Annotated in this window: 26 protein-coding genes and 1 pseudogene; 21 read left to right on the forward strand and 6 right to left on the reverse strand. The window is 44.9% G+C overall.

The genetic code is table 11. The features are described from left to right. Positions 1-20: 20 nt before the first annotated feature. The 3 genes from Q7V21_RS12690 to Q7V21_RS12700 form a co-directional block, all read right to left on the reverse strand. Positions 21-332 (reverse strand): hypothetical protein, encoded by a 312-nt coding sequence (locus tag Q7V21_RS12690; RefSeq protein WP_304917652.1) that lies wholly within the window; start codon positions 330-332, stop codon positions 21-23. A 199-nt stretch (positions 333-531) separates the two neighbouring features. Beyond that, positions 532-1,578, reverse strand: coding sequence for an NAD(P)-dependent alcohol dehydrogenase (locus Q7V21_RS12695; protein WP_304917653.1), 1,047 nt, complete (start codon positions 1,576-1,578; stop codon positions 532-534). Between the two features lie 272 nt (positions 1,579-1,850). After that, entirely contained in the window at positions 1,851-3,254 is a 1,404-nt protein-coding gene (locus tag Q7V21_RS12700; RefSeq protein WP_304917654.1) for a PLP-dependent aminotransferase family protein, read from the reverse strand. A 298-nt stretch (positions 3,255-3,552) separates the two neighbouring features. Between Q7V21_RS12700 and Q7V21_RS12705 the strand changes: the two genes are divergently transcribed. The 13 genes from Q7V21_RS12705 to Q7V21_RS12765 all read left to right on the forward strand — a co-directional run bounded on the left by Q7V21_RS12705 (position 3,553) and on the right by Q7V21_RS12765 (position 13,807). After that, positions 3,553-4,035 (forward strand): MSMEG_0572/Sll0783 family nitrogen starvation response protein, encoded by a 483-nt coding sequence (locus Q7V21_RS12705; protein WP_304917655.1) that lies wholly within the window; start codon positions 3,553-3,555, stop codon positions 4,033-4,035. Positions 4,036-4,047: 12 nt separating this feature from the next. Continuing rightward, on the forward strand, positions 4,048-5,067 hold the full coding sequence (locus tag Q7V21_RS12710) for a Nit6803 family nitrilase (protein WP_304917656.1): 1,020 nt from the start codon (positions 4,048-4,050) through the stop codon (positions 5,065-5,067). Then, the gene (locus tag Q7V21_RS12715) at positions 5,030-6,142 is read left to right on the forward strand and encodes an MSMEG_0568 family radical SAM protein (RefSeq protein WP_304917657.1); all 1,113 of its coding nucleotides are present in this window, start codon (positions 5,030-5,032) and stop codon (positions 6,140-6,142) included. The genes Q7V21_RS12710 and Q7V21_RS12715 overlap by 38 nt, the downstream gene beginning before the upstream one ends. Continuing rightward, on the forward strand, positions 6,139-6,732 hold the full coding sequence (locus tag Q7V21_RS12720; RefSeq protein ID WP_304917658.1) for an MSMEG_0567/Sll0786 family nitrogen starvation N-acetyltransferase: 594 nt from the start codon (positions 6,139-6,141) through the stop codon (positions 6,730-6,732). The genes Q7V21_RS12715 and Q7V21_RS12720 overlap by 4 nt, the downstream gene beginning before the upstream one ends. Positions 6,733-6,734: 2 nt before the next feature. Further along, positions 6,735-7,694: a sll0787 family AIR synthase-like protein gene (locus Q7V21_RS12725; RefSeq protein ID WP_304917659.1), complete on the forward strand. Its 960-nt coding sequence runs from the start codon at positions 6,735-6,737 to the stop codon at positions 7,692-7,694. A gap of 13 nt (positions 7,695-7,707) precedes the next feature. Further along, positions 7,708-8,007 carry an MSMEG_0570 family nitrogen starvation response protein gene (locus Q7V21_RS12730; protein WP_304917660.1) on the forward strand — a complete coding sequence of 100 codons (300 nt, stop codon included), beginning with the start codon at positions 7,708-7,710 and terminating at the stop codon, positions 8,005-8,007. Between the two features lie 28 nt (positions 8,008-8,035). After that, positions 8,036-9,310 (forward strand): MSMEG_0569 family flavin-dependent oxidoreductase, encoded by a 1,275-nt coding sequence (locus Q7V21_RS12735; RefSeq protein ID WP_304917661.1) that lies wholly within the window; start codon positions 8,036-8,038, stop codon positions 9,308-9,310. A gap of 417 nt (positions 9,311-9,727) precedes the next feature. Next, the gene (locus tag Q7V21_RS12740) at positions 9,728-10,024 is read left to right on the forward strand and encodes a hypothetical protein (protein WP_304917662.1); all 297 of its coding nucleotides are present in this window, start codon (positions 9,728-9,730) and stop codon (positions 10,022-10,024) included. A gap of 311 nt (positions 10,025-10,335) precedes the next feature. Beyond that, positions 10,336-11,010 (forward strand): hypothetical protein, encoded by a 675-nt coding sequence (locus tag Q7V21_RS12745; protein WP_304917663.1) that lies wholly within the window; start codon positions 10,336-10,338, stop codon positions 11,008-11,010. Between the two features lie 107 nt (positions 11,011-11,117). After that, the gene (locus Q7V21_RS12750; RefSeq protein ID WP_304917664.1) at positions 11,118-11,609 is read left to right on the forward strand and encodes a hypothetical protein; all 492 of its coding nucleotides are present in this window, start codon (positions 11,118-11,120) and stop codon (positions 11,607-11,609) included. Positions 11,610-11,726: 117 nt separating this feature from the next. Further along, positions 11,727-12,371, forward strand: coding sequence for a class I SAM-dependent methyltransferase (locus tag Q7V21_RS12755; protein WP_304917665.1), 645 nt, complete (start codon positions 11,727-11,729; stop codon positions 12,369-12,371). A gap of 30 nt (positions 12,372-12,401) precedes the next feature. Continuing rightward, complete coding sequence (locus tag Q7V21_RS12760) at positions 12,402-12,827, forward strand: GNAT family N-acetyltransferase (protein WP_304917666.1); 426 nt, start codon at positions 12,402-12,404, stop codon at positions 12,825-12,827. Positions 12,828-12,940: 113 nt separating this feature from the next. After that, positions 12,941-13,807, forward strand: coding sequence for a serine hydrolase (locus tag Q7V21_RS12765; RefSeq protein ID WP_304917667.1), 867 nt, complete (start codon positions 12,941-12,943; stop codon positions 13,805-13,807). A 20-nt stretch (positions 13,808-13,827) separates the two neighbouring features. Here Q7V21_RS12765 and Q7V21_RS12770 read toward each other — a convergent pair whose 3' ends face one another. Further along, complete coding sequence (locus tag Q7V21_RS12770) at positions 13,828-14,808, reverse strand: LLM class flavin-dependent oxidoreductase (protein WP_304917668.1); 981 nt, start codon at positions 14,806-14,808, stop codon at positions 13,828-13,830. A gap of 292 nt (positions 14,809-15,100) precedes the next feature. Between Q7V21_RS12770 and Q7V21_RS12775 the strand changes: the two genes are divergently transcribed. After that, positions 15,101-16,846, forward strand: a complete 1,746-nt coding sequence (locus Q7V21_RS12775; protein WP_304917669.1) for a YdiU family protein — start codon at positions 15,101-15,103, stop codon at positions 16,844-16,846. A gap of 302 nt (positions 16,847-17,148) precedes the next feature. Here Q7V21_RS12775 and Q7V21_RS12780 read toward each other — a convergent pair whose 3' ends face one another. Further along, positions 17,149-17,571, reverse strand: coding sequence for a hypothetical protein (locus Q7V21_RS12780; RefSeq protein WP_304917670.1), 423 nt, complete (start codon positions 17,569-17,571; stop codon positions 17,149-17,151). A 288-nt stretch (positions 17,572-17,859) separates the two neighbouring features. Between Q7V21_RS12780 and Q7V21_RS12785 the strand changes: the two genes are divergently transcribed. From Q7V21_RS12785 to Q7V21_RS12810, 6 genes are all read left to right on the forward strand, one after another. Next, positions 17,860-18,756: a hypothetical protein gene (locus Q7V21_RS12785; RefSeq protein ID WP_304917671.1), complete on the forward strand. Its 897-nt coding sequence runs from the start codon at positions 17,860-17,862 to the stop codon at positions 18,754-18,756. A gap of 12 nt (positions 18,757-18,768) precedes the next feature. Beyond that, entirely contained in the window at positions 18,769-19,083 is a 315-nt protein-coding gene (locus Q7V21_RS12790) for a hypothetical protein (protein ID WP_304917672.1), read from the forward strand. A gap of 179 nt (positions 19,084-19,262) precedes the next feature. Further along, positions 19,263-19,478 carry a major capsid protein gene (locus Q7V21_RS12795; RefSeq protein ID WP_304917673.1) on the forward strand — a complete coding sequence of 72 codons (216 nt, stop codon included), beginning with the start codon at positions 19,263-19,265 and terminating at the stop codon, positions 19,476-19,478. Positions 19,479-19,886: 408 nt separating this feature from the next. Next, entirely contained in the window at positions 19,887-21,074 is a 1,188-nt protein-coding gene (locus tag Q7V21_RS12800) for a virulence factor TspB C-terminal domain-related protein (protein WP_304917674.1), read from the forward strand. Then, positions 21,071-21,346: a DUF2523 family protein gene (locus tag Q7V21_RS12805; protein WP_304917675.1), complete on the forward strand. Its 276-nt coding sequence runs from the start codon at positions 21,071-21,073 to the stop codon at positions 21,344-21,346. The genes Q7V21_RS12800 and Q7V21_RS12805 overlap by 4 nt, the downstream gene beginning before the upstream one ends. Continuing rightward, positions 21,343-22,392, forward strand: coding sequence for a zonular occludens toxin family protein (locus Q7V21_RS12810; RefSeq protein ID WP_304917676.1), 1,050 nt, complete (start codon positions 21,343-21,345; stop codon positions 22,390-22,392). The genes Q7V21_RS12805 and Q7V21_RS12810 overlap by 4 nt, the downstream gene beginning before the upstream one ends. Before the next feature lie 71 nt (positions 22,393-22,463). On the opposite strand, the gene Q7V21_RS12815 is transcribed toward Q7V21_RS12810, so the two are convergent. Then, complete coding sequence (locus tag Q7V21_RS12815) at positions 22,464-22,907, reverse strand: DUF3653 domain-containing protein (RefSeq protein WP_304917677.1); 444 nt, start codon at positions 22,905-22,907, stop codon at positions 22,464-22,466. A gap of 585 nt (positions 22,908-23,492) precedes the next feature. On the opposite strand from Q7V21_RS12815, the pseudogene Q7V21_RS17915 reads away from it, so the two are divergent. After that, positions 23,493-23,629 (forward strand): annotated as a pseudogene (locus Q7V21_RS17915) (4a-hydroxytetrahydrobiopterin dehydratase); the annotation flags it as partial.

Genomic DNA, 23,629 nt, shown 5'->3' on the forward strand with positions numbered 1-23,629 from the left:
TGTTTCATAGCAATACTTAATCACGGCTGCTGAGCAACACATTCTTCAAATGTTTTTCTTTTGAAGTCATCAATTGCCTGCTGCTTACCTTCATTGGTTTCCGCCACCGGTTGTTGATAGGCGCTAAGCAATAAGCCTCGTGTGACATTGCCCATAGCGTTTTCCATGGCTTCATGGATAGGCGTGTTCATCTGCCTGAACAACATATATGAACCAGCCTTACTGGCCCAGTCTTCACATACTTGGTTCTCTGTGGTTTGTTCAGCCTGAACGGTTAACGTATTAAGCGATAACAAAAAGCCAAAACAAATACTTACAGATAACTTTTTCATCTAATCAGCCTATATCTTTTAATAGACGAGAAAATAACCCGATTAAGATGAAGATTATGTCAAGGAGCTTAAAACAAACCTTATTAACGATATCGTTGCAGCGGTTGTGGGTTTGGCTTTGTCTCGTCTAACTTTAAACGGAAAAAGGTCAGCATTGGACTGACCTTTTTCGTTAGATTCTTAAGATTTTCTGATATTTTTAGGCTGTTAATGACGCCATATCAATCACAAATCGATAGCGAACATCGGATTTTTCCATTCGATCAAAGGCTTCATTAATCTCATCCATTTTGATCATTTCGCACTCTGGCAAAATATTCATTCGTCCACAAAAATCCAGCATTTCCTGCGTTTCTGCAATGCCGCCAATCAATGAACCCGCAATGCGACGTCGACCAAAAATCATCGGTGCAGTATTAGGTCCTTCTACTGGCCCAATTTGGCCTACCAATACCAGCGTTGCATCGTTATCCAGTAATGGAATGTAGGGATTTAAATCATGATTCACTGGCACCGTATCGATAATCAGATCAAATGCTGAACCGGCAGCCGTCATGGCTGCTTCATCTTTAGATACCAGAAACGCATGGGCACCCAGATCCATTGCATCCTGCTTTTTGTTTGGCGAAGTGCTGATAACGGTCACATGAGCACCTAATCCAACCGCCAATTTAATCGCCATATGACCCAAGCCACCCATTCCAACCACACCGACTCGACTTCCAGGACCAACATTCCATTCTCTTAAAGGCGAATAGGTTGTAATGCCCGCGCAGAGGAGTGGGGCAGCAAGCGCCAAATCAAGGTTTTCAGGGATGCGTAATACAAATTCTTCTCGCACGACCAAATGCTTTGAATATCCACCCTGTGTAATATCACCGGTAATTCTGTCCGGTGAACCATAGGTCAAGGTAAAGCCATTGCGGCAATACTGCTCATGATCGTTATGGCATTCATCGCATTCCTGGCAGCTATCGACCATACAACCCACAGCGACGTTTTCACCTGGTTTAAATTTCGTCACCGCAGAGCCAACTTCGATGATCCGACCAACAATCTCATGACCAGGAACTACCGGATAAATTGATCCACCCCAGTCATTTCTCGCCACATGTAAATCGGAGTGACAGACCCCGCAATAAAGAATTTCTATCGCAATATCATTGGCTCTTAAATCACGTCGCTCAAACGATAAAGGAGTAAGGGGTGATTCAGAAGAGTTTGCTGCATAACCGATTGTTTTCATAATGACTCCTATTAGAACTAGAGGGGGAATGGTGACCTGACATATCAAGATAAATCCAGAATCCTGAACCTGCTTAAAGATACCGCAGCTTTAATTAACTTATTATTAAATTCAAAATTTAAGATCGGTGAAGATTGAGCTAAACAGAGTGTTCAGAAGCATGTTTTGATTAACGGGCGCGTCAACAGTTGTATCGCAAAAATGCTCAGCTTTTAAATTCTGAGCCATTTTAAAAGACCAATCCTTTTTTGTGTAAAAGCAATATTCTCAGCCTAGAAAACAATATCAGCAAGATGTTGTGGGCCATTCAGCATTTCCTCAACTAGTAATAATTTTTCTTTGCATTCGTGGCGTTCGTAGGGGCCGCCCAGGCATAGTCGGATAAAGTGGTGCGGTTTGTTATCCAGACTAAATGCTGCACATGAAACGGCGCTGACACCTTGGTTACGCAGTTTTAACGCTAATTCAGATGGGTTTAACTTGGCGATCTTTGGCACGCTTAGCCACAAATGAAATCCTTCCGGATCGGCATAAAACTGCTGATCGAAGAAAATATCTTCAGCCATTTTCTGCCGATGTTTTGCCTCGGTACGAATCTCTTTGATCATCAAGTCTACGGTGCCATCGGTGATCCACTTTGTAGACAGTGCGTTGGTTATCGGGCTGGACATAACGGTCAATGCACGAAGTGCCGCATTCAGACGTTTGGTCAGACGTGGATTCGGTGACTGAATATAGGCGATGCGTAATCCAGGGCCAAAACATTTGGATAACCCAGAGATGTAGTAGGTCAGATCGGGGGCCAGTTCTGCAAATGTCTTGATTTTTGTACTGGGCAACATGGCATAGGCGTCATCTTCAATGATGGGAATGTTATAACGCAGTGCAACATCTACCAGCGCTTCACGGCGATGTAAGGGAATCGTGGTGGTGGTGGGGTTTTGGATAGTTGGGTTGATATAAAGCGCTTTGACTTCGCCACTTTTACAGATGGTTTCAAACGGTTTTACCAACGGCCCGCTGCTATCTGAAGCAATTGAGTGCAGCTTAATATCCAGCTGTGCAGCAATGGCTTTGAGGCCGGGATAGGTCAGATTGCTGCTGCAAACAAGTCCTCCTTCTGCTGTCAGTATGGTTAATATCGCCATTAGACTGGAGTGTGCGCCCGGACTCACCAGGATCCGTTCATAGTCAACGTTTGGTAATCGTCTGCCCAACCATTGCATGCCGGCTTCTTTATCAACTTCACTGCCACCAAACTCGTCATAACGCAGCAAAGAGTAGATTTCCCGTTCGCTAAAAACGTCTTTGGCACCAGTAATGATTTTGTTTATCAGCCCAGGAGATGACGGCTCGATAGACATGTTCATTGTCATTTCTGGTCGGCGATTATCCGATAATTTGATATTTGGAACATTTCCCTTAACAAAGGTCCCGGCACCGGGACGTGAGTCGATGAGACCGCGATTTTTGGCTTCTTTGAATGCCCTGGCGATGGTGGTGTAATTTAAATCAAGCGCTTCAGCGAGTTCTCTCAAGCCAGGCAGTTTATCCCGGGCTTGCAAATTGCCATTTTTCACATCGGTTGCAATCAGATCCGCGATAAACAGATACGCCGGTTTATTGTTTACTTCCTTGAGCTTTGTTGCCCATCTTTTCATATCAACTGTATTCATATAAATCCAATCAATTATCCAATTAACTTTCCAATCAATGCACCATAATGCAACATATTTGGCACCTTACAGCACCAGCAAAGTGCATATAATCTGCTGATTTGTATGGTTATATCACCAGACAATCTAGTAGTTACCTCAGATTAAAACTTTTTTCTGCAGTTTAAAGTTTTAGTGCTATTTGTTGATTGCATCTTGATTGCATTTTTGATGCCAAAGCATGGCACAGCCGTTGCTCCAGTTAAATTGAACACTGCATTGCAGTGATTGTTATCCAATCAATTTTAAGGAGTATTTAATGCCTACCGTTACAGTACCGAAACATCAAGATGGTGACTTTTTTGTCGATTACGAAGAAAAAGTCTTTGAAGACGTTAAAGCCAATCCCGGTGATAAAGCCCTCGTTACTTTCCATACAGTTGCTTTTGAAGGCTCTATCGGTTTCGTCAATATGTTGCAGGCAACACGTTTGCTACGTAAAGGTTATGAAACCTCCATTCTGCTTTATGGCCCTGGCGTTACCTTGGGCTTACAACGCGGCTTTCCGACACTGGGTGATGAAGCATTTCCTGGTCACCTGAACTTCAATAATCAGTTGAAAAAATTCATGTCTGAAGGGGGCAAAGTCTATGCCTGCCGCTTTGCGTTACAGGCGTTGTATGGACATGGCGAGCCATCTTTAATTGAAGGTGTCACCCCAATCAATCCGCTGGACGTGCTGGATCTGAAACTGCTGCATGTCAGAGACAATGCCTTGATCATTGATACATGGACTGTCTAACCAGGAGCGGTCATGACAACTATTCCTCGAATTGTTAAGGCTGCTGCTGTTCAGCTCTCTCCGGATTTGGAGAGAGCTGATGGTACCGTGCTTAAAGTGCTGGACATGATTGATGAAGCGGCATCAAAAGGCGTTCAGATCATCGTCTTTCCAGAGACATTTGTTCCGTACTATCCGTATTTTTCCTTTATCACTCCGCCAGTCAGTGCCGGAAAAGCCCATCTGGCTTTATATGAAGCTTCTGTTGTGGTGCCAGGCCCGGTTACCGACGTTATCGGCCAGCGGGCTAAAAAGCATGAAATGGTCGTGGTTCTGGGTGTTAACGAACGGGATCATGGCAGTTTGTACAACACACAGATCATCTTTAACACTAATGGCGAAATTGCTTTAAAACGTCGAAAAATAACCCCGACATACCATGAACGAATGATTTGGGGCCAAGGCGATGCCTCCGGGCTAAAAGTTGCCGAAACCAGTATTGGCCGAGTCGGCGCGCTGGCTTGTTGGGAGCATTACAATCCACTGGCACGCTATGCCTTGATGACCCAGCATGAAGAAATCCATTGCAGCCAATTTCCGGGCTCATTGGTCGGGCCAATCTTTGCCGATCAAATTGAAGTGACTATCCGGCATCACGCACTTGAATCAGGTTGCTTTGTGGTCAACTCGACAGGTTGGTTGACCGATGCCCAGATTGAATCCATCACCACTGATCCCAAAATGCAAACAGCACTTCGAGATGGCTGCAACACGGCCATTATTTCACCTGAAGGCAATCACCTGGCTACGCCAATCAAAGAGGGCGAAGGTTTAGTGATCGCCGATCTTGATATGAGTTTGATTACCAAGCGCAAACGCATGATGGATTCGGTTGGGCACTACGCCAGACCAGAGCTGTTAAGTCTGGTCATTCGTGATCAACCTGCCAGCTACAGCATGCCAATGCCAGCCACCACACAGCAGACCGACACTACTATTTCGGGAGAAGTCAAAGATGAATACAGCACTTTCCAAACAACGTTTGCTGACTGAATTACAAAGCTCTGGGATCCGTCTGACCTCAACTGACACTCAGCATGTCAGTCGACGAGGTGGGGCAGGGCCATCTGATCATCAGGCCGTCACTATTGATGGCACCACGATCATGGTCCCGGTTTATACGCACTCTGCCCGAGATTCTGATTTCACCATTGAATCGGACAAAGGCGCTTTGCTAAAAAAATCTATTCCGATCAGTGTGGTGGGTTTTTCTCAAACACCCAGGTTTTATGCTTTATCAACGGCAGAAGGGATCCCTTATTCACATATCGCCACCTTGCACAGTAAAGATGTCTTAGCGACCACCGTTTTACAAACCTGCATTCGCTATGAAAGCCGGCGAAAAGCCTGCAAATTTTGTTCGATTGGGCAATCGCTCGACGCAGGAAGAACCGTTGCCCGTAAAACACCTGAGCAATTAGCCGAGGTAGCTAGGGCAGCGGTTGAACTGGATGGCATCAAACATATGGTAATGACCACTGGCACACCGATAGGCCCAGCGCGTGGCGCGGATGTGCTGTGTGACAGTGCCAAAGCCATTAAAGCTGCTGTGAATATTCCGATTCAGGCGCAATGTGAGCCGCCTGCCGATTATGGCTGGTTTGAAAAAATGAAATTGGCCGGCATTGATTCGCTAGGTATGCATCTTGAAGTTATCACCCCGGAATTGCGCCAAAAACTGATGCCCGGCAAAGCTGAAGTCAGTCTGGATACCTACTATGAAGCCTTTGAAGTGGCTGTAGAAGTCTTTGGTCGCGGTCAAGTCAGCACCTACATTCTGGCTGGACTCGGCGATACACAAGAAGTATTGGTCGAAACCGCTGGCAAATTGATTGATCTGGGCGTTTATCCATTTGTGGTGCCGTTTGTACCAATCCACGGTACGCCACTCGAAGATCATCCGCCGCCATCTGCTGACTTTATGGAGTCTGTGCTGGGCCCCATCGCTTCCATGTTGCAGCAAGCCAATATGCTGTCTGCAGATATTAAAGCCGGCTGCGGCCGCTGTGGGGCCTGTTCAAGTTTATCCAGCTACGAGCGAGCAGAAACAGTGAGTAATCAGCTATGAACAAACCATCACCGTACTCTGAATTTACGATCAAATGGGCCACTCTGGAGTGGGAGAAAGCACAGGCGTATCAGTTGAGAAAACAGGTTTTCTGTGACGAACAGGCGATGTTTGATGAAAGTGATTTGGACGATATCGATAAACAATCCCATCTGATCGTTGCCATCGGCGGCTATGGTGGCTGGCATGAAGAAATTGTCGGCACAGTACGTATTTATCAGGCAGAACCTGGGATCTGGTACGGCTCTCGATTGGCCGTCAGCAATGATTTCAGGCGACAAGGTCAATTAGGTCCGGCCTTAATTAAACTGGCCGTCAGCAGTGCGCATGCGATTGGCTGCAGTCATTTTTATGCCCATGTACAGCAACAGAATCAGCGGCTGTTTGAGCGAATGCATTGGGAAAAAATTGGTGAAATGATTATTCGTGAAACAAACCATGTGGTGATGCAAGCCGATCTAGAGCATTACCCACCCAATTTCATTCCTGAAAAAGGTTTTATGGTGAGAAGTCGTTCTCATCATCGAATTCAGCATCTCGCACCCTGCCTGTTACCGGAACACACGCTCAACCTGCAGCAGGCCATCTAAGCATGAACCTGCTATTGGAAAACGTAAAACAGCGAAGTGGTATCGGTCAGAAAAAAGATATCGCTGCTGTCAGCCGGATGTTAAGTCAGCAAACAACCGTGCTGGATTATCCCAATGGTGATGATTGCGCCGTAATAAAACGTGATGACGGTTATGGGCTCGTTGCCATTGAAGGCTTTATGTCTGATTTTGTGAAACGGGATCCGTGGTTTGCCGGCTGGTGCGGCGTTATGGTGAATCTCAGTGATATTGCTGCAATGGGCGGCAGAGCAGATGCCGTGGTCAATGCGTTATGGGCCAAAGATGAAGCCGCGATGGTGCCGATCATGGAAGGGATGGTTGCCGCCTCAGATACCTATGGCATTCCGATAGTGGGTGGCCATACCCATCTGAAAGGCAAAAATCAGCAACTGGCTGTTTCCATTGTTGGACATGCCAAAAGCTTGTTAAGCAGCTTTGCCGCCAAGCCAGGGCAAAACCTGATAGCAGCGATTGATTTGCGTGGCAGCTTCCGCAAGCCATTCCTCAATTGGAATGCCGCCACGACAGCACCGGCAGAAAGATTAAGAGGCGATATCGCCTTACTGCCCCAGATCGCCGAATCTGGTCTGGCGATCGCGGCGAAAGATATCAGTCAGGCGGGATTGTTCGGCACCATTTTAATGTTGCTGGAAAGCTCTTCCGTTGGCGCTTCCATTCAGTTAGGCGCTATCCCTAAACCTTTAGGTGTTGATTGGGAAGACTGGTTGTGTGCCTTTCCCAGTTTCGGTTTCATCCTCACGGCAGATGACGAGCAGCTGCCTCAATTACTGAGCTGTTTTGAAGCACGTCAGATAGCAGCAGCCAAAATTGGTGAAATCACTGACAGCGAACAGCTTTGGGTACATGGCGATGGCAACGCACATTTGTTCTGGGATCTCAACGAAACCTCACTCACAGAACTTAAACAAAACTTTTTATGAGAAGGAAATAACCATGCCTCAAATGTACTTTCATGTGAAATGGCCGGATGAAAAAATCGATTACTGCTACTCACCATCATCAGTGATCCTTAGCTATCTTGAAGTCGGCAAAACCTATGCGTTAAACGAATTTATGCAACGTGCTGAAAACGCCCTTAATGAAGCAAGTGAACGTGTTAATGCCAAATATGGCTATCACTGTTCCAGTGCCATGGACCAACTCAGCTCGCTCAAAACCAAAGCGAAACAGTTTAATGATCACCAAAGCCCTGAGGTCACCGTGCTCAATATTACTGATCAATTAGCTCAATAACGTTCAAAGCATTTGGCAGGAGACAAATATGACAAAAGAAACCATTAACGCGCATCACAGTGTGATCATTGTCGGCGGCGGTCAGGCCGGTTTATCGGTTAGCTACTATTTACAACAAGCCAAAATAGATCATCTGGTGATTGAAAAAGACACCATGATGAGCACATGGCGAGATCAACGCTGGGACAGCTTCACACTGGTCACGCCAAACTGGCAGTGTAATTTGCCGGGACACCCATACGATGGTGACGATCCCAAAGGCTTTATGAATAAGCAGCAAATCATTGATTACCTCGGCCGGTTTGCCGAGAAGGTCAATCCACCGGTTATTGAACATGTTGCCATCCTCAAAGTTACTTCTGATCATTCCGGGAAATATAAGATTGAGACAACGGCGGGATGCTATACAGCCGATCAGGTCGTAGTCGCATCAGGTGGTTATCGGGTGCCGATTATTCCCCGAATGGCCGAAAAGATCCCGGCATCAGTGATGCAAATTCATTCAGAAAAGTATATGAACCCACAGCAACTACCGGATGGTGCAACCTTGGTCGTTGGCTCAGGTCAGTCCGGAGCTCAAATCGCAGAAGATATTCATTTAACCGGTAAAAAAGTCTATCTGGCCACCGGAGATGCGCCTCGTGTTGCCCGGTTCTATCGCGGCAAAGATGTAGTGGAATGGCTGCACGACATGAAATATTACGATATCTCTGTTGATGAACATCCCTTGCGTGAAGGCGTTCGTGATAACACTAACCACTATGTCACCGGCCGTGATGGTGGTCGCGAAATCGATCTACGTAAATTTGCCACCCAAGGCATGGAACTGTTTGGCTTAATGCAAGATTTTGATGGCGAAAACCTGATTTTCAAACCGGATCTACAGGCGAATCTGGAGCATGCCGATAAGGTTTACCTGAATATAAATGCGCGTATCGATAAATATATTGAAGAAAACAACATCAATGCACCGGTCGAAGCGCCCTACAAAACGGTATGGCAACCCGAAACAGAACGAGAAAAGCTCAATCTGGTCCAGTCAGGTATTACCAGCATTATCTGGTGTATCGGTTTCAGCCCGGACTTCAGTTGGCTGGATGCGCCGGTATTCAATGGCAAAGGACATCCACAACATACCCGTGGTGTCACCAACAAACTCGGCTTGTATTTCATCGGCCTGCCATGGCTTTACACCTGGGGCTCAGGTCGTTTTTCTGGCATAGACCGCGACGCTGCCTATCTGGTCGAGAATATCGTTGATACCCAAAAAAAGCTGCAACAGCAACTGGAGCTTAGCGCCTGAAATGATAAGGTTTTACCAATATGATAGGGTAGCCACCCTGTGCTTTTTGGACTTGGAAGGAGGATAGTAGCTGCGGTACTTTTGGCGAGGTAGTGAGTGAATGCCGAAAACAGAGAACGCACCTAAAAAAACAATCGTTATTGAAATACGATAAGTCCCACACAAGTCAAAAACACCAAATGCATCGTATAACTATGTGTAACACCACGACAAATGTGGTTAAACTCAGCTCCATCTGACTTGATGGAGCAAGACATGGAAGCCCAGCTCATACCTATATCCCCTATAGCGAAAAATAATCGTGAATCATTCACGATTATTTTTTATGTCTGAGATGACTACCTTTAAATTTATCAATTTTTCAATAGGTTATGAAGAATGGACAAACTTGATGAAAAAATATGATCCATTCACGTTATGAATACACTACCTAAACACTGGAAGACCTTAAGCGAGGAAGAGTCGCTTAAATTCTCAGACGAGCTTCAAAAAGAGGTCAACGAGGCCCACTCTTTGTATGGAACTCCAGCACGCGCAATTGCACGCCATGAAAAGCTAGATGATTTCTTATTTGAAACGCCCTCATCAGTCACTCCATACGTTGTGGTTCATCTAACCTGGCAAAAAGAAAGCTCGCCAAAGTGGCCCACCACAGTAGCCTTTTCAAGCCTTGAAGATTTTGAAAGAAATGGCTATGAGCGGTTGTATGAGTGAGCAGCTAACAACTGGTTCAAGCCACTCGCTTCGCTCGCTCGGGACTGCGTTCCGCAGCCCCTTAACCAAACGTCCGAATAAGGTTCCGAGAAGTTAAAGGTGGCTGTCCAATTGGCTAATGCGTCTATTCCAAAAGCATATCCTCTGTTAGACATTTTCATGCGAGAGGTCGATGTCATTGACCCTTCGTACTCAATCGAAGCCCGAGAAAATGCATAACAATTTCAGGCACAGGGACAAAATTTTCGCTGCGCTACAATTTTGGCGTTATGTGTTCTATATAGGTTTTTAACATCAGTGTTGGGAGAAATATGATGTCAAGCGAGATAGAAACCCTCGGGAGGTTATATTTATGGCAAGTAGCACTTAATAGAATTAATGACCTTTTGGCACTTAGACTACGAGTTGATCGTTTCTGTAACACAGGAAGACCACAGAACATCACTGAAATATATGATAAAGAGCGCGCAAGGTTAAAAACCGGTCTGCGACTTGAAGGAGAAGCATTAGATAGCTTTGAAGATGAACATGGCTCTTTATTCCCCGATATCCATGATGTTCATCTGATTGATGAGTTGATCACTGAAGAAATAATCATCAAATTTTGCACTATTTTTAACGGAGGTTATGGGAGGCCAGGAGTCATTTCTGATAATAAAAAAACATTCTGGGAACCCATTCTTGATGAGGTGATTTCAGAGGCATTTTCTGACGACGTTAAAGAAAGTTTTTACGAGTTTATAGAAAAATCCAGAACATATCGTAATCAGCAAGGCGCTCACTTTGACCAAGGGAGTTTTTATATGGCACATGGTAATGAAGACGGGCTTGTATATCACGTGGGCTGGAGTAGCGCTTTGCTTAGCTTTAACTGGGGTTTTGTAGCTGAAACTATTCCCAAGTTTAATAAATCTTTAAATGGCTATATTAAAAAACTACAACAAGAATATGTTAGACGTGAATTAGATGGTAGCTCAAACACATAACAATCGCAGGCAAGGCGACGGTTTTTCCGATGCGGCTACGCCTTCACTACAAAACCGCCCTTGCTGCGGGCGCGTTATGTGCCAGATGAAGTTAAAGGACACGGATAATGTCAGGTAAAAGTTTAAACGCTCGGATATCTGCCTACAAAGAGGCTTTCGCGAGCGGAGAGATTCAAAAAACCTACCAAAACTTGGTCGGTATTGTTCAAAATCTTAGAACTGATTTTTCAAAAACGTATATAGGTGAGTACTCAGTAGCAAACGTGCTGCATGGCTATATAGATTTCACTTATTTTTATCTGCAAAATGATTACCTTAAAAAGCACAAACTTAAGCTAGCTATCGTACTTAATCATCATCAAGCTCACTTTGAGCTTTGGCTGCTTGGACAAACAAAGCACGTTCAGATTGGTTACTGGGAAAAATTGAAAGGTGCGAAGTGGGTAAACGAAAATACAATGCCGGAATGGTCAATTTTTGAAATTGTAATGCTTGCCAATCCTGATTTTGACAATACTGAGAAGCTATCAGAATCTATTCACAGTTCATTTAGAGTTCTGTCAAAAGATATTTTTGACACACTCACGGCATACGAGTAGTGGCATATAACAAGTTGCTTAATTTCGTTTCGGCCACAAACAGCGTGGCCTCCACGGGGCTGCCTACGCTACGCTGCGGCGGCGCATCAGCAAAGCGTTAGGCATTAAGGAAGTCATATGGAACCACATTTCCTTGCATCCCAGTTGCGCTGTCCCAGTGGTACGGAAGCGTTAGATGTTGCGCAGAAGATGAATGAAGCCAACGGGTCGCTCAACCATAAATGCATCGATCTTTTGCAACTAAGGTCATCAGATTCATTGTTGGAAATTGGTCCGGGCAATGGCGCATTTGTCGGCGATATTTTTAATGCGGCTGACAAAATCTCCTATGTGGGGATCGACTGGTCGAGTGAGATGGTTGCCGAGGCTGAACGTCTCAATGAACATTTGGTTGAACAGGAATGTGTGCGGTTTCAGCAGGGAAGTTCTGATCAGCTTCCCTTTGAAGCTGGTTTTTTCGATAAAGTTCTGACAGTTCATACGTTGTATTTCTGGGAAATGCCCGGAGATCATCTTGCGGAAATTAGGCGGGTAATGAAACCAGCGGGCCTATTTTGTATTGCCTTCGGAGATAGTTCCTTTATGAAGAAGCTGCCGTTCACGCCATATGGCTTTCATCTCTATGATGAAGCAGAAGTTTGTACACTACTGCGTTCTTTCGAATTTCAAATAATGGACACTTATCAACATAAAGAAAGCGGGTTCAGTAATGCAGGCGACCTTGTGGACAAGATCTTTAATATCATTGTTTGCAAGGCCTAACAATGCCATGCACGCGTTACACATAAATTTATGACCATAACTTATCGAATTGCTCAAGCCGTCGATGTTCCTAAGCTTGTACATTTGATGGAGGAGCTCGGATACAGCACCAGTGACGTGGCGCTGGGCGAAGTGATAAGCGCAATTCGTCAAGGCCACGGCGAAGTGTTTGTGGCAGAGTCGGGTGGCAGCGCTGTAGGCTGCATCAACGCCATAATCGATGTCAGGTTGGCGGAAGGTAAAGTTGGCGAAATCGCAAGCTTGGTTGTCCTGGAGAACTATCGTGGCAGGGGAGTAGGCAAGATGCTGCTTGAGTATGCCGAACATTGGCTGAGTACCAGAGTCAAATCGGTCCGCATCCGTGCCAATACTAAACGGGATGACGCACATGGCTTTTATGCGGCTTCAGGCTACACCCATATCAAAGACCAAAGGGTGTTTATTAAAAATGTGTAACAAAGCGAACCAATCGCCGCTTTCGGTGGCTGGGACGCTCGAAAGATCGCGCCCTTGTGCGCGGCGTTAGAAGTCAATTCGTGCCAAGAAATAATGCCCGAGGGTTCAAGTAGATGATCAAGAGCATCATTAAAAAATCTGAAATCATTTCTGATGGAAATGACAAGGTCGTGCCTTGGTGGAGTTTTACAAAAACGGTTATAGCGTGTGCCATATTGAAGTTTTCTGAACAAGGTAAAGTTAATTTGGATGACTGCCTTGAAGGCAAAAACTTTACCTATAGACAATTACTTCAACACACATCCGGATTAAAGGATTACGGCGCGCTACCTGAATATCACCAAGCTGTCGAAAGAGGCGATGAGCCTTGGTCTGTCAGAGAGTTATTTGATCGGCTTAACGTAAATGAATTAATGTTTGAACCTGGTCAAGGGTGGAGCTATTCCAATATTGGCTACCTCTATTTAAAGCGTGAATTGGAGCGCATTGGAGATAGTGATCTGGCCACAGTTTTAAATTCAATTCTATTTACGCCTCTAGACCTAAACGATGTGGTGTTAATTACAACACCAAAAGAATTCACAGAACTGGCGTTATCAAAAGCCGATTACGATCCGGGATGGTGCTTTCATGGCCTGATTGCTGGAACAACTGCATCAGCAGCACGGCTCTTGCATTCGTTGTCTTCTGTCGAAATTATAAAAGCCGATACACTATCTGAAATGTTGTCCCCCTATAAACTCAATTTTGATATGGGAAATCGTCCATGCCGTAATCCCGCTATGGGGCTTGGTCTAATGATGGATTATGACGATGATGTAGAGAGTTATGGACATACGGGGCAAGGGCCAGGAAGTACGATCGCTGTCTACCATTTTACTAAGGCTGAGCCTATAACGATTGCTGTATTCGAAGAAACAACCGATATGGCTGTAGTAGAAAATGAAGTGGCTAACAATGCACTACTTAGCCGAAGCTAACAAACCCGTATTGTAGGCGTTCAAGCCATTGCTTGCGCTGTAATTTCGATAGAACGTTGCCGCTTTGAGGTATCAAAGATATCGGTGACGATCATTAGCTCATCAGCTTCCGTTTTTTCGATAAGCTTATGCAAACCATCTTGTACGGTCTCACGGCTACCAATGACACTGCAATCTAGCATTTGTCCTGCTTGAGCCTTTTCCTGCGGAGACCAGTAGGATTCTATATCGTCGATTGGGGGCTGCATCAAGCCACGAGTACCGCGGAAGAGGTCAGTAAAGGACATTTGCTGTGATGTTGCCAAGTAGCGAGCTTCCTCGTCAGTTTCGGCCGCGATCACATTGACTCCGATCATTGCGTATGGCTTATCCAGCTGTGCCGATGGTTTGAAATTCATACGATAGACCTTAAGCGCCTGATGCAGCGCTTGCGGTGCAAAATGAGAGGCAAAACCATAAGGCAGCCCCAGACTTGCCGCCAGTTGTGCACCGAATAGGCTGGAGCCCAATATCCAAATAGGCACATTGCTTCCTGAACCGGGTACTGCCTCAATTCGTTGGGAGGCTCCTTTGGGTGCAAGAAAAGCTTGCAATTCCTGCACATCTTGTGGGAAATGATCCGCGTTGGCGGGATCTCGACGCAAGGCTCGCAAGGTCATTTGGTCAGTCCCGGGAGCGCGGCCCAATCCAAGATCGATACGGCCGGGGAAAAGGGCTTCCAATGTACCGAACTGTTCGGCAATCACATATGGCGCGTGATTAGGCAGCATGATGCCACCGGCACCAACGCGAATGCTACTAGTCCCCGCGGCGATATGACCAATGACGACCGAGGTAGCCGCAGTAGTAACACCAGGCATATTATGATGCTCCGCTACCCAAATGCGATTGTAACCCAGTCGCTCAGCATGCTGAGCAAGCGTCCGGGCATCATTAAGAGCCGTTCGGCGGTCAGAGCCTTGGCGTACACGGCCAAGTTCCAGAATAGATAGCGGAATCATATGTAATTTCAACTCATTTTGTGTTGTTGACTCTGACTACGGTAACACTTGAGATCGAGTTTGTAAGGCAATCCATAAAACTTACCGCTAACGATTAAATAGCAATGACTTGCAGAACTATGTTGAGGATTAGCAGGGAAAGTTAAGTATCAATTCTGTAGCGACAGTCAGAGATGCGAATCCTTTCAAGTGAAACTGAGGCCGGGATCCTAAGTTATACTTACAAGTCTTGCCCCGCAATCGAACAAGCAGCGGGGAAACAGCCTTTTTTCCCGCCGCATCTGGAGCACCAATGATAAAGCCACCGCCCCAGCAAACTGAGTCTATGGACACAATCTCTAATCTCGACAATCTTGCAAAGTTGGCAAGCTACTCGTTTATGGACACGCTCAACTCTGATCCTGATGTAACATCAAACGGAGCTGACCACTATCCCCGTCAAGTCTTCTCCGGCCACTATGTGCCTGTCAGTCCCACGCCACTCGAAAACCCCGAGTACGTCGCACATAGTAAAAACCTGTTTCGCGAACTGGGTTTCGCCGACAACATGGCTCAGTCGGCTGACTTTATGCGTGCGTTCTCCGGTAACCTTGCAAACGTTCCGGAGCCGATGCGTAAGATTGGATGGGCGACTGGCTATGCACTCTCTATATATGGCACCGAATACAAGCAGCAATGTCCTTTTCAGACCGGCAACGGATACGGCGATGGTCGTGCTATTTCGGTGCTAGAGACCGTTATCAATGGTCATCGCTGGGAATTGCAGCTAAAAGGGGGAGGCCGAACGCCATACTGCCGCGGTGCTGATGGACGTGCTGTTTTGCGGTCAAGTGTTCGAGAGTTTCTGGCACAGGAGCACATGCACGCGCTTGGCGTTCCAACTTCACGGTCTCTGAGTTTGTACGTTTCTAAAACCGAGAAAGTAAGGCGTCCGTGGTACTCAGAAGGCTCACGCTCTAAGGATCCAGATACGGTTATATCGGAGCCAGCGGCTATTTCGACAAGGGTTGCACCGTCTTTTATTCGGGTTGGTCAAATTGAGCTGTTCGGTCGCCGTGCCCGTAGCAACGAACACCCGAAAGCGATGGAAGAGCTGGAGCAGATAGTCTTACACCTGATCGAACGTGAGTATGGAGATGTCATCGACCAAAGACTGAGTACCCCCGAAAAAGTATTGTTGGTCGCACGCGAGTTCCGAAAACGCTTTACGTCGCTTATTGCGAATTGGATCCGTGTCGGCTACTGCCAGGGTAACTTCAACAGCGACAATTGTGCTGCAGGTGGATTTACACTCGACTACGGCCCATTCGGATTCTGCGAACTGTTTGATCCGCATTACCAGTCATGGACAGGGGGAGGTCAACACTTTGCGTTTCTGAATCAACCCGCTGCAGCAGAACAAAACTTTCGCATGTTTTGTACAGCGTTACGGCCATTGCTGACTTCGCATCAGGACTCTCAGCAAGAACTGGACGAGATACAAAGCAGCTTTGTATCAGTAATGCAGGTGGAAATGGAGAAAATGTGGGCAGCCAAACTTGGCCTTGATAACTTTAACGCGGAGTTATTTAGCGAGCTTGCATCGCTGATGATGGAAACATCAGTTGATTACACCATTTTCTTTCGTGAACTCTCAATGGTGCCCGACGATATTGGTCCACTCAAAAAAAGCTTTTATAAGAACACGACATATACGAAAGACCCCGAGCGAATGAATATTCGCTGGACACAGTGGCTCACTAAATGGAAAGCGCTTGTCGTTAAGGCCCATTCTAATGCTGCTCAACCTTTCTCAAGTGAGGAGCTTTGTAGTCAGATGAAACGGGTTAACCCAAAATACAGTTTGCGGGAATGGTTTGTGGTACCGGCTTATCAGCAAGCGATGGCGGGGGACTACTCTCTACTTCGAGAGCTGCAAGAAATAATGACCAAGCCTTACGACGAACAATCCAAAGAGGTAGAAGAGAAATACTACAGGATGAAACCACTCGAGTTTTTTGAGATGCCAGGTGTAGCGTTTTATAGTTGCTCGTCCTAGTTTACTGAGCCTGCCAGTCGTAATTGGAAAATTACCTGCCGGTTACAATCCTGTTAATACGTATCTATTAAAGCGGATGGTAAATCATATGAATAAGATGACAGTTATCTATCAGCTCGTTAAACGTTAAATGAGAATTCAATATTTGAAAAAATAGTCCACAGCTTTTAAATCTTTATAAATTTAACCATTCAGAATTTAAAATCTTGTGGGGTTTGTATGGTAAAAACTCTCAGATTTTAAATTCTGAACCATCTTAGAAAACTAATCTTTTTGTCATAACGCACATTATCGGAATATCTCTAAACTGATTTCCGGGTGAGAGTTCTACTCAATTTCTTGCCGATCCATAAGTTCGTATAATGTATATTATTTCCGTTTAACTCACCCGCTGAAACCGTTGATACAGCAGGGTTCACCAACATTGGCACTACGTTTAAACTTAAAGCAAGCATCCCAGCAACACCTGTAGATTTAGCCAGCTGAATCCATTTGTTTCTGGTTACATCGTCTTTTGCTCTCTGAGCTTCCATATCGGCAATAACTGCCAGAACAGGCACGTCTAAAACCTCCGCAACTTGTAGTGCAGCAGCATTATCCATTCCTTGTCCATCACGATATTGGTAAATTTTATTAGGCTTCCATCCTAGCTTGATAGCTACTGCGTAATCAGTGTCTAAACCGTTGCGGCGCTTGATTTCTTGTATGTATTCGTAACTATTCATGATGGCCTCCAATGTGAACCTGTTCATATTCTATGCGCAAAGATTATACCTTGGGTATTGAATATATACTTTAACCAAGGTATATATCATGCCCAATGAATAAGCAGCCGGACAAAACAACGTCCTGAACCGCTCAAGGTTTCTTTACGGTTGCTCTAATGAGCGGGGATGGGCACCTACACAGAGCAACCGTAATGACTCGATTAGAACGCAATACACAAGCTTTCCTCTTTGGCCTTGGTCTGCCATTCCTCGTTTTTTCAATCACAGTTTTACTCGGTTAAGACCATGAAAACAGCGAGCCACGAAGTGGCGAAGCCTAGACTTGAACTGGGAACACTTAATGACGAGCGGGTTAAAACCCCACTAAATACAGACACTGAGCTATCTGGTCTTAGAACACTGAACGATGTTTATTCGATAATTTCAGACGATAGAAATTCAGGTAAAGGCTGGTACACAAAAGTAGTTGCTTTTAATTCTGGCGATGTTGAATGCATTGCACTGAAACTCGATTCAGACCAAAGCATTCGCAAAGGCGGCGGTGCAAAACGTTCGAACACTCAAAAATCCGAAATGGACGAAATCGTTCTACAAAAATCTCAAGCTCGTGCAAAAAAAAACGTTCGCTATAAATCACTCATGCTCAATGCAGACCGCATGTTGACATTGACCTATCGAGAAAACAAAACTGATTTAGATTTAGCTCGTGCTGATTTAGCAAAATTCAGCCGGGCTATGAAAGATACATTCGGCAAGCAATGGCAATACATTGCCGTACCAGAATTTCAGAAACGTGGCGCTGTTCACTTCCACTTAGCTATCAGTGGTTTTTACCCAGTTAAAACCGTTCGATCAATCTGGCGTTCTGTTGTAGGTGATGGAAACATAGACATCACCTCACCAAAAATCGCGATTGGCAAAAACTCATGGAATCCACGCCGCATTGCTAATTACTTAGCTAAGTACATCACAAAAACTGATTCTGTCTCATTCAATAAACGGCGTTATTCATCATCAAACATACCTTCACCGCCATTCGTAACCGGATGGCTACCAATCACAATCGGTCTGTGTCCTGAAATCATTATGTGTCGCATTATCCGGATGCTTTCCAACCGTGAACCAACTGACTTTTATGAAACGTCAGAATCTTACTACCCATTAATAATCGTATCCACTTAGGAGCAACCTAAAATGAAACCACGTATTGAATTTACTGAACAAACTCGACTACCAACACAGTTATCAAATTTAACTACCCGCAACGATGAGCCAATCTATCAAGCTCTACAAGTTGCCTACTTGCATGACGGTGGCAAATATCCAACACCATTTAACTACCGCCTTTATCAAGGCTCAGATAAAAACAAAGCTGATGCAGCTAATCCAATGCCTGTAGGTCACTACACACTGAAAGATTCAGCCGTAGGTGTTGCCTACCAGAATCTAAATTGCGACTTCTCACAAATTGAACCTTTACCAGTTCAGCAAAAACAAACAGCCGCATAAACAATGACCATGTTCACTGAAACTGGCTTTCCTGAAACTGAAATAGATGATGAGTCATTTCATCTGTATCAGTCTCAATTCAACGAATTTGCGACATGCGCATGTGACGGAAGGAACATGCGAATGACGCAAACGGGTGATGACCTTCATCAATAACTTAACCTCTAGGAGTAACAAAAATGAAACTTTTAAATCAAGCTAAAAAATTCGGCTCTAAAGTAGCTGCTTCAACAACTGCTCTAGCATTAACAGCTGGAACTGCAATGGCTGAAGTACCTGCTGCCGTTCAAACCAAAATGGATGCTGCTGAAACTATCGGTATTGCAATCGCAACTGCTGTGCTTGGCATCATCGTTGCCATCGCAGTGTACAAACATATCCGCCGCGGCGCATAAGTGGAAGGGGAGTCGAAAGGCTCCCCGTTCTTATCATGTACCTATATAAAAATTTCTGTTATGAAACCATCGACGAAGTTGCAGACTCGATTTACTCGGAAGTTTTTCTGGGCAATGGCGACGCGATTAATTCGGTTACTGTGGCGGGCAATACTGTTCAGATAACTGCCTCTAATCAAAACAGTTCATACCTGGTAACCACAACACCACCGTCATGCACTCAACCAGGTTTCAATAATTCATTCTTTGGCGTCGACGTAGACACTGCCGCCGAACTCGGTTTCATGTGTGCATTCGCTGTCATTTCAGTGTGGTGCATCAAAATAGCAAAAAGGGGTGCCTAATGGATTTCTACGCCGTAGCAATATTCGCAACAATCATGATTTGCGTATTAGTGGCCATGTACTAATGACCAGAATATTACTCCGCATCTGGCTGGTGATTCTTGGCCTATCAGTTGCCGGAATGGCAATTGGTTTACTCATATTTCTAACCACTGGTAATGCACAAGCCAATGCTGTACTACAGCAACCATTCCAACCAACCTCAATAAATCGCATGGTCTCCAGTTCATCCCTTGTGACAGCTTCAACCAGGTTTGCCGGTGTAACCGCTTCAAACCAATCTGTCTATGCTGTTCGTGCTGTTGAAATTGGTAAAGCTTCTGTTGCAAATGCAATCAAAACTAGGTCTTTAACACCTTGGGGAATCGCGCTTGTAACTGCACTAACTGCTGCTGATTACTTCTATAATCCTGAAACTCAGCAATGGGAGACCACAACCAGACCTGATGCTTGGGACATTGTAAATGAACAAAACCTCTGTGAATCCCCTGGTATCGGCCCCGGAAATAGAATGGCTGGAATATCAATGGGTACATGTTTCAATCACGTTCGCTCAACTTTCGGTAATTTTCAACCTGCTGGCGTTATCCTGCACCCAACTGGCAACCAATCTTCATACCCATACATACAATATTGCCTACAGCGCGTCGGCGCTTCTGGTTGTGGCAATGCAAATTTTTTCCGATTACCTCGTTCCTTGCAGCAACCTGCAGCACCCTTTAATCCGTGGCCTCAACCTGCATCTAATGACCAGCTTTTTGACTTTTACCGCAATCTATCACCATCACAACAGGCTGATTTACTAACAGACCCATATACCGGCTTTCCTGATGCAGCAACTATCCCCGAATTCCAAACGGCTGCTGACCAAATTAGCTCAAACTGGAATGCTAACAACGATGGCAATCCAGATACCGTCCCAAATCCTGACCCAACTGAACAAACATCAACCGAACCATTCCCGGAAGAAGCTCAAGAGCAGGATATCTGTAAAGCAAATCCTGAAATTCTAGCTTGCCAGGAACTTGGTGAAACTCCCGACGAAACACCAATCGACGAACAACAATTACCATTTGACTACCAGCCAGTCAGCTTTTCCGGAAACGCTTCATGCCCTGCCTCAATTCAGATGGGTGGTGGCATTCAATATGATTATGATGCCGCTTGTTCATTCGCTTCCGGAGTCAAGCCCGCTGTTATCACAATGGCTCTATTAACTGGCGTATTTGTTATGGGAGGCTTCAGACGATGAAAGGCTTAGCTAAATTACTATTCGGAATGGTCGACCTGGCACCTGGTCGCGTACTTGCTGCACTCGGAATGGGGTTCATCTCATTCGGTGCCATAACAGCAATTTTAAATGCCCTGGTTTCACAAGCCCAAAATTCCTGGAACAGCCTTGCCGGTGTTGCATTACAAATTGCATCCCTTGCAGGCATTCCTGAAGCTCTCGGAATCGTATTCGGTGCATCCATCGCCAGAGCAGCAATTGAATTCTTACCAAAACTCGGAAAACTCGCATGATTAACCTTATTACAGGTACACCCGGCTCAGGTAAAACCGCCTATGCACTAGATTTCATGTTGAAATCAGTTAAAGAGGGCAGAGCTCTATACGTCCACGGCATTCCTGATTTGAAATTACCGCATATTGTCGCTTATTGTGATTCACCATCATGCGACGTTTGTACCCATTACACCCAGGAAGAAAAAGAAACAAAAATGATGCCCGCCAATGAGTGGCATAAATGGGCACCTGATGGTGCCGTTATGTTTTTTGACGAAGCACAGAATATTTACCGTCCACGTTCAAGTGGTGCCAAAGTTCCTGAAAACGTTGCAGCATTTGAAGTTCATAGACACAAAGGTCTGGATTTCTTCCTGATAACACAATCACCACGATTAATTGATAGCAACGTTCGCGCCCTGGTATCGCGTCACATCCATTTACGTGTCAACTGGAAAGGTCGAAAACAATTCGAATGGCCTGAAACAAAAGATAATCCACAATCAACAAGTGATGCTGTTACATCATCCTATACGCTAAATAAAAAGATATTCCCGCTATATAAATCAGCATCACTACATACCAAGCAACAACGTAAAATCCCTCCAGCCGTATTTTTCGCCATAGCCGTTGTGTGTGTTACTGCATACTCTTTTTACAGAGTATTTTCCGGAATTACCGCCGCACAGCAGCCCGGCGCCTCAGTAGAGGAGTCGGGCAGCCCCGACAGACAAACAGCCACCTTCCAGCAAACTGTAGCCAGGGTAAATCCTCCGACACCAAGTATTGATACTCGATTTGATTTTCGACCAACTTTCCCAGGGATACTCGAATCTGCACCCGCATATGCCAGTATCGTCACAGTTAAAGACTTTCCACGAATTGCCGGCTGCATATCGCGTCCACCTAAATGCACTTGTTACACACAACAAGGCACTGTTTATCCAACTACACCAGACAAATGCAACTCCCATATAAACTCTGAACCACAATCATTCAATCCATATATTGAACCGCAACAAATAGCACAATCTGAACCGCCTAAAGAAACGCCTAAACCGTAAAACCTTCGGCCTGATTAACGCCAGGCCTTTTTTTTAATTCTATCTTTTGTGGCACGTAAGCCATCCCGCATCTACTCAGAATCCCGTCTTTCAATCGCCCGTAATGCAATCCTGTTTACCGTTGGAAAGGGTATTACATTTGATGTTTTTTCTGGTCCTGAAAAATCCTTACTTTTGATAAGATCACGAAGCTTTCCATTTTCCCGTTCGTAACCTCTGATGATATCTCTATCAAGCCTAGCTGCTCGAATGTCACCAGGTGTAAATGGATGACCTTCAGGAGTCCATAAAAAGCCATTGAAAAAAGCCCAGCCTTGCCAGCCTGATTTTGCTGACAATTCCGGGCAGTCACCTGAAAGTAATTTTAAAGCGGGAATAACGCCGGTCGGGGTTTTATTAATTCTGTACCAGCGTTCGACAGTTTGAATTGAAACATTAAAGAATTTAGCAGTTTCTTTTTTAGTTAAACGAGCACGAAGCAAAACCTCTCGATAAGTCATTTTTTCGACGTCCATAATTCAAAACTGATGAGTATGCAAATTTCGTTCTTGCACTTAAATTTTCGTACCAACGGCGTCTTCTTAGCATTCTCATCAACTTCGTATAATGTATATTATGTTAAATTATATATTTAAAAACGATACGTATATGGTATGTGAGTACTTAGCAACTTAATATTTGCAAAATCAGCCCTTCCTTATTAGTTGGAATCAAAATTGGCGTTTAGACATCGTCCTGCCTATTGTAAAAGTAGTTTCGGTTTGTTAAACATTACGATGACTTTCATTAATTAATAGCGAAACCAAACCATGAATGCTGATTTGATAAAAATACTATCTCTATTGAGCAAATTATTTATGAAATGAATACCTAACCAACTTAGTTATTTAAGAAAACAAATTAGATGGTCGCAAAAAAAGCTCTCCCACTACGGCGTGGTATAGAATCCAAATAGGATCGGTTTATTAATGTGAGAACAACACTAATGTTGAATTATTGAAGCTGTGACGGTTCCAAACAAATTCTACTGTAAGTGTGAAAACTGATAATGCTTTACACTGTCAGTTCACAAGGTCGTTATTAGAAATGAGGTATTAACAATGAGCTGGAGAGAAACTGAAAACGAAAAAACCTATTCTGATGCTGAAGTCGAACAGCGGCTTAAAGCTGAATTACCTAATTGGTATCTGGAAAATGGTTGGATCCGCCGTAAATACAAAACCAGTGGCTGGAAATC

This window comes from Methylophaga sp., from assembly GCF_030651745.1.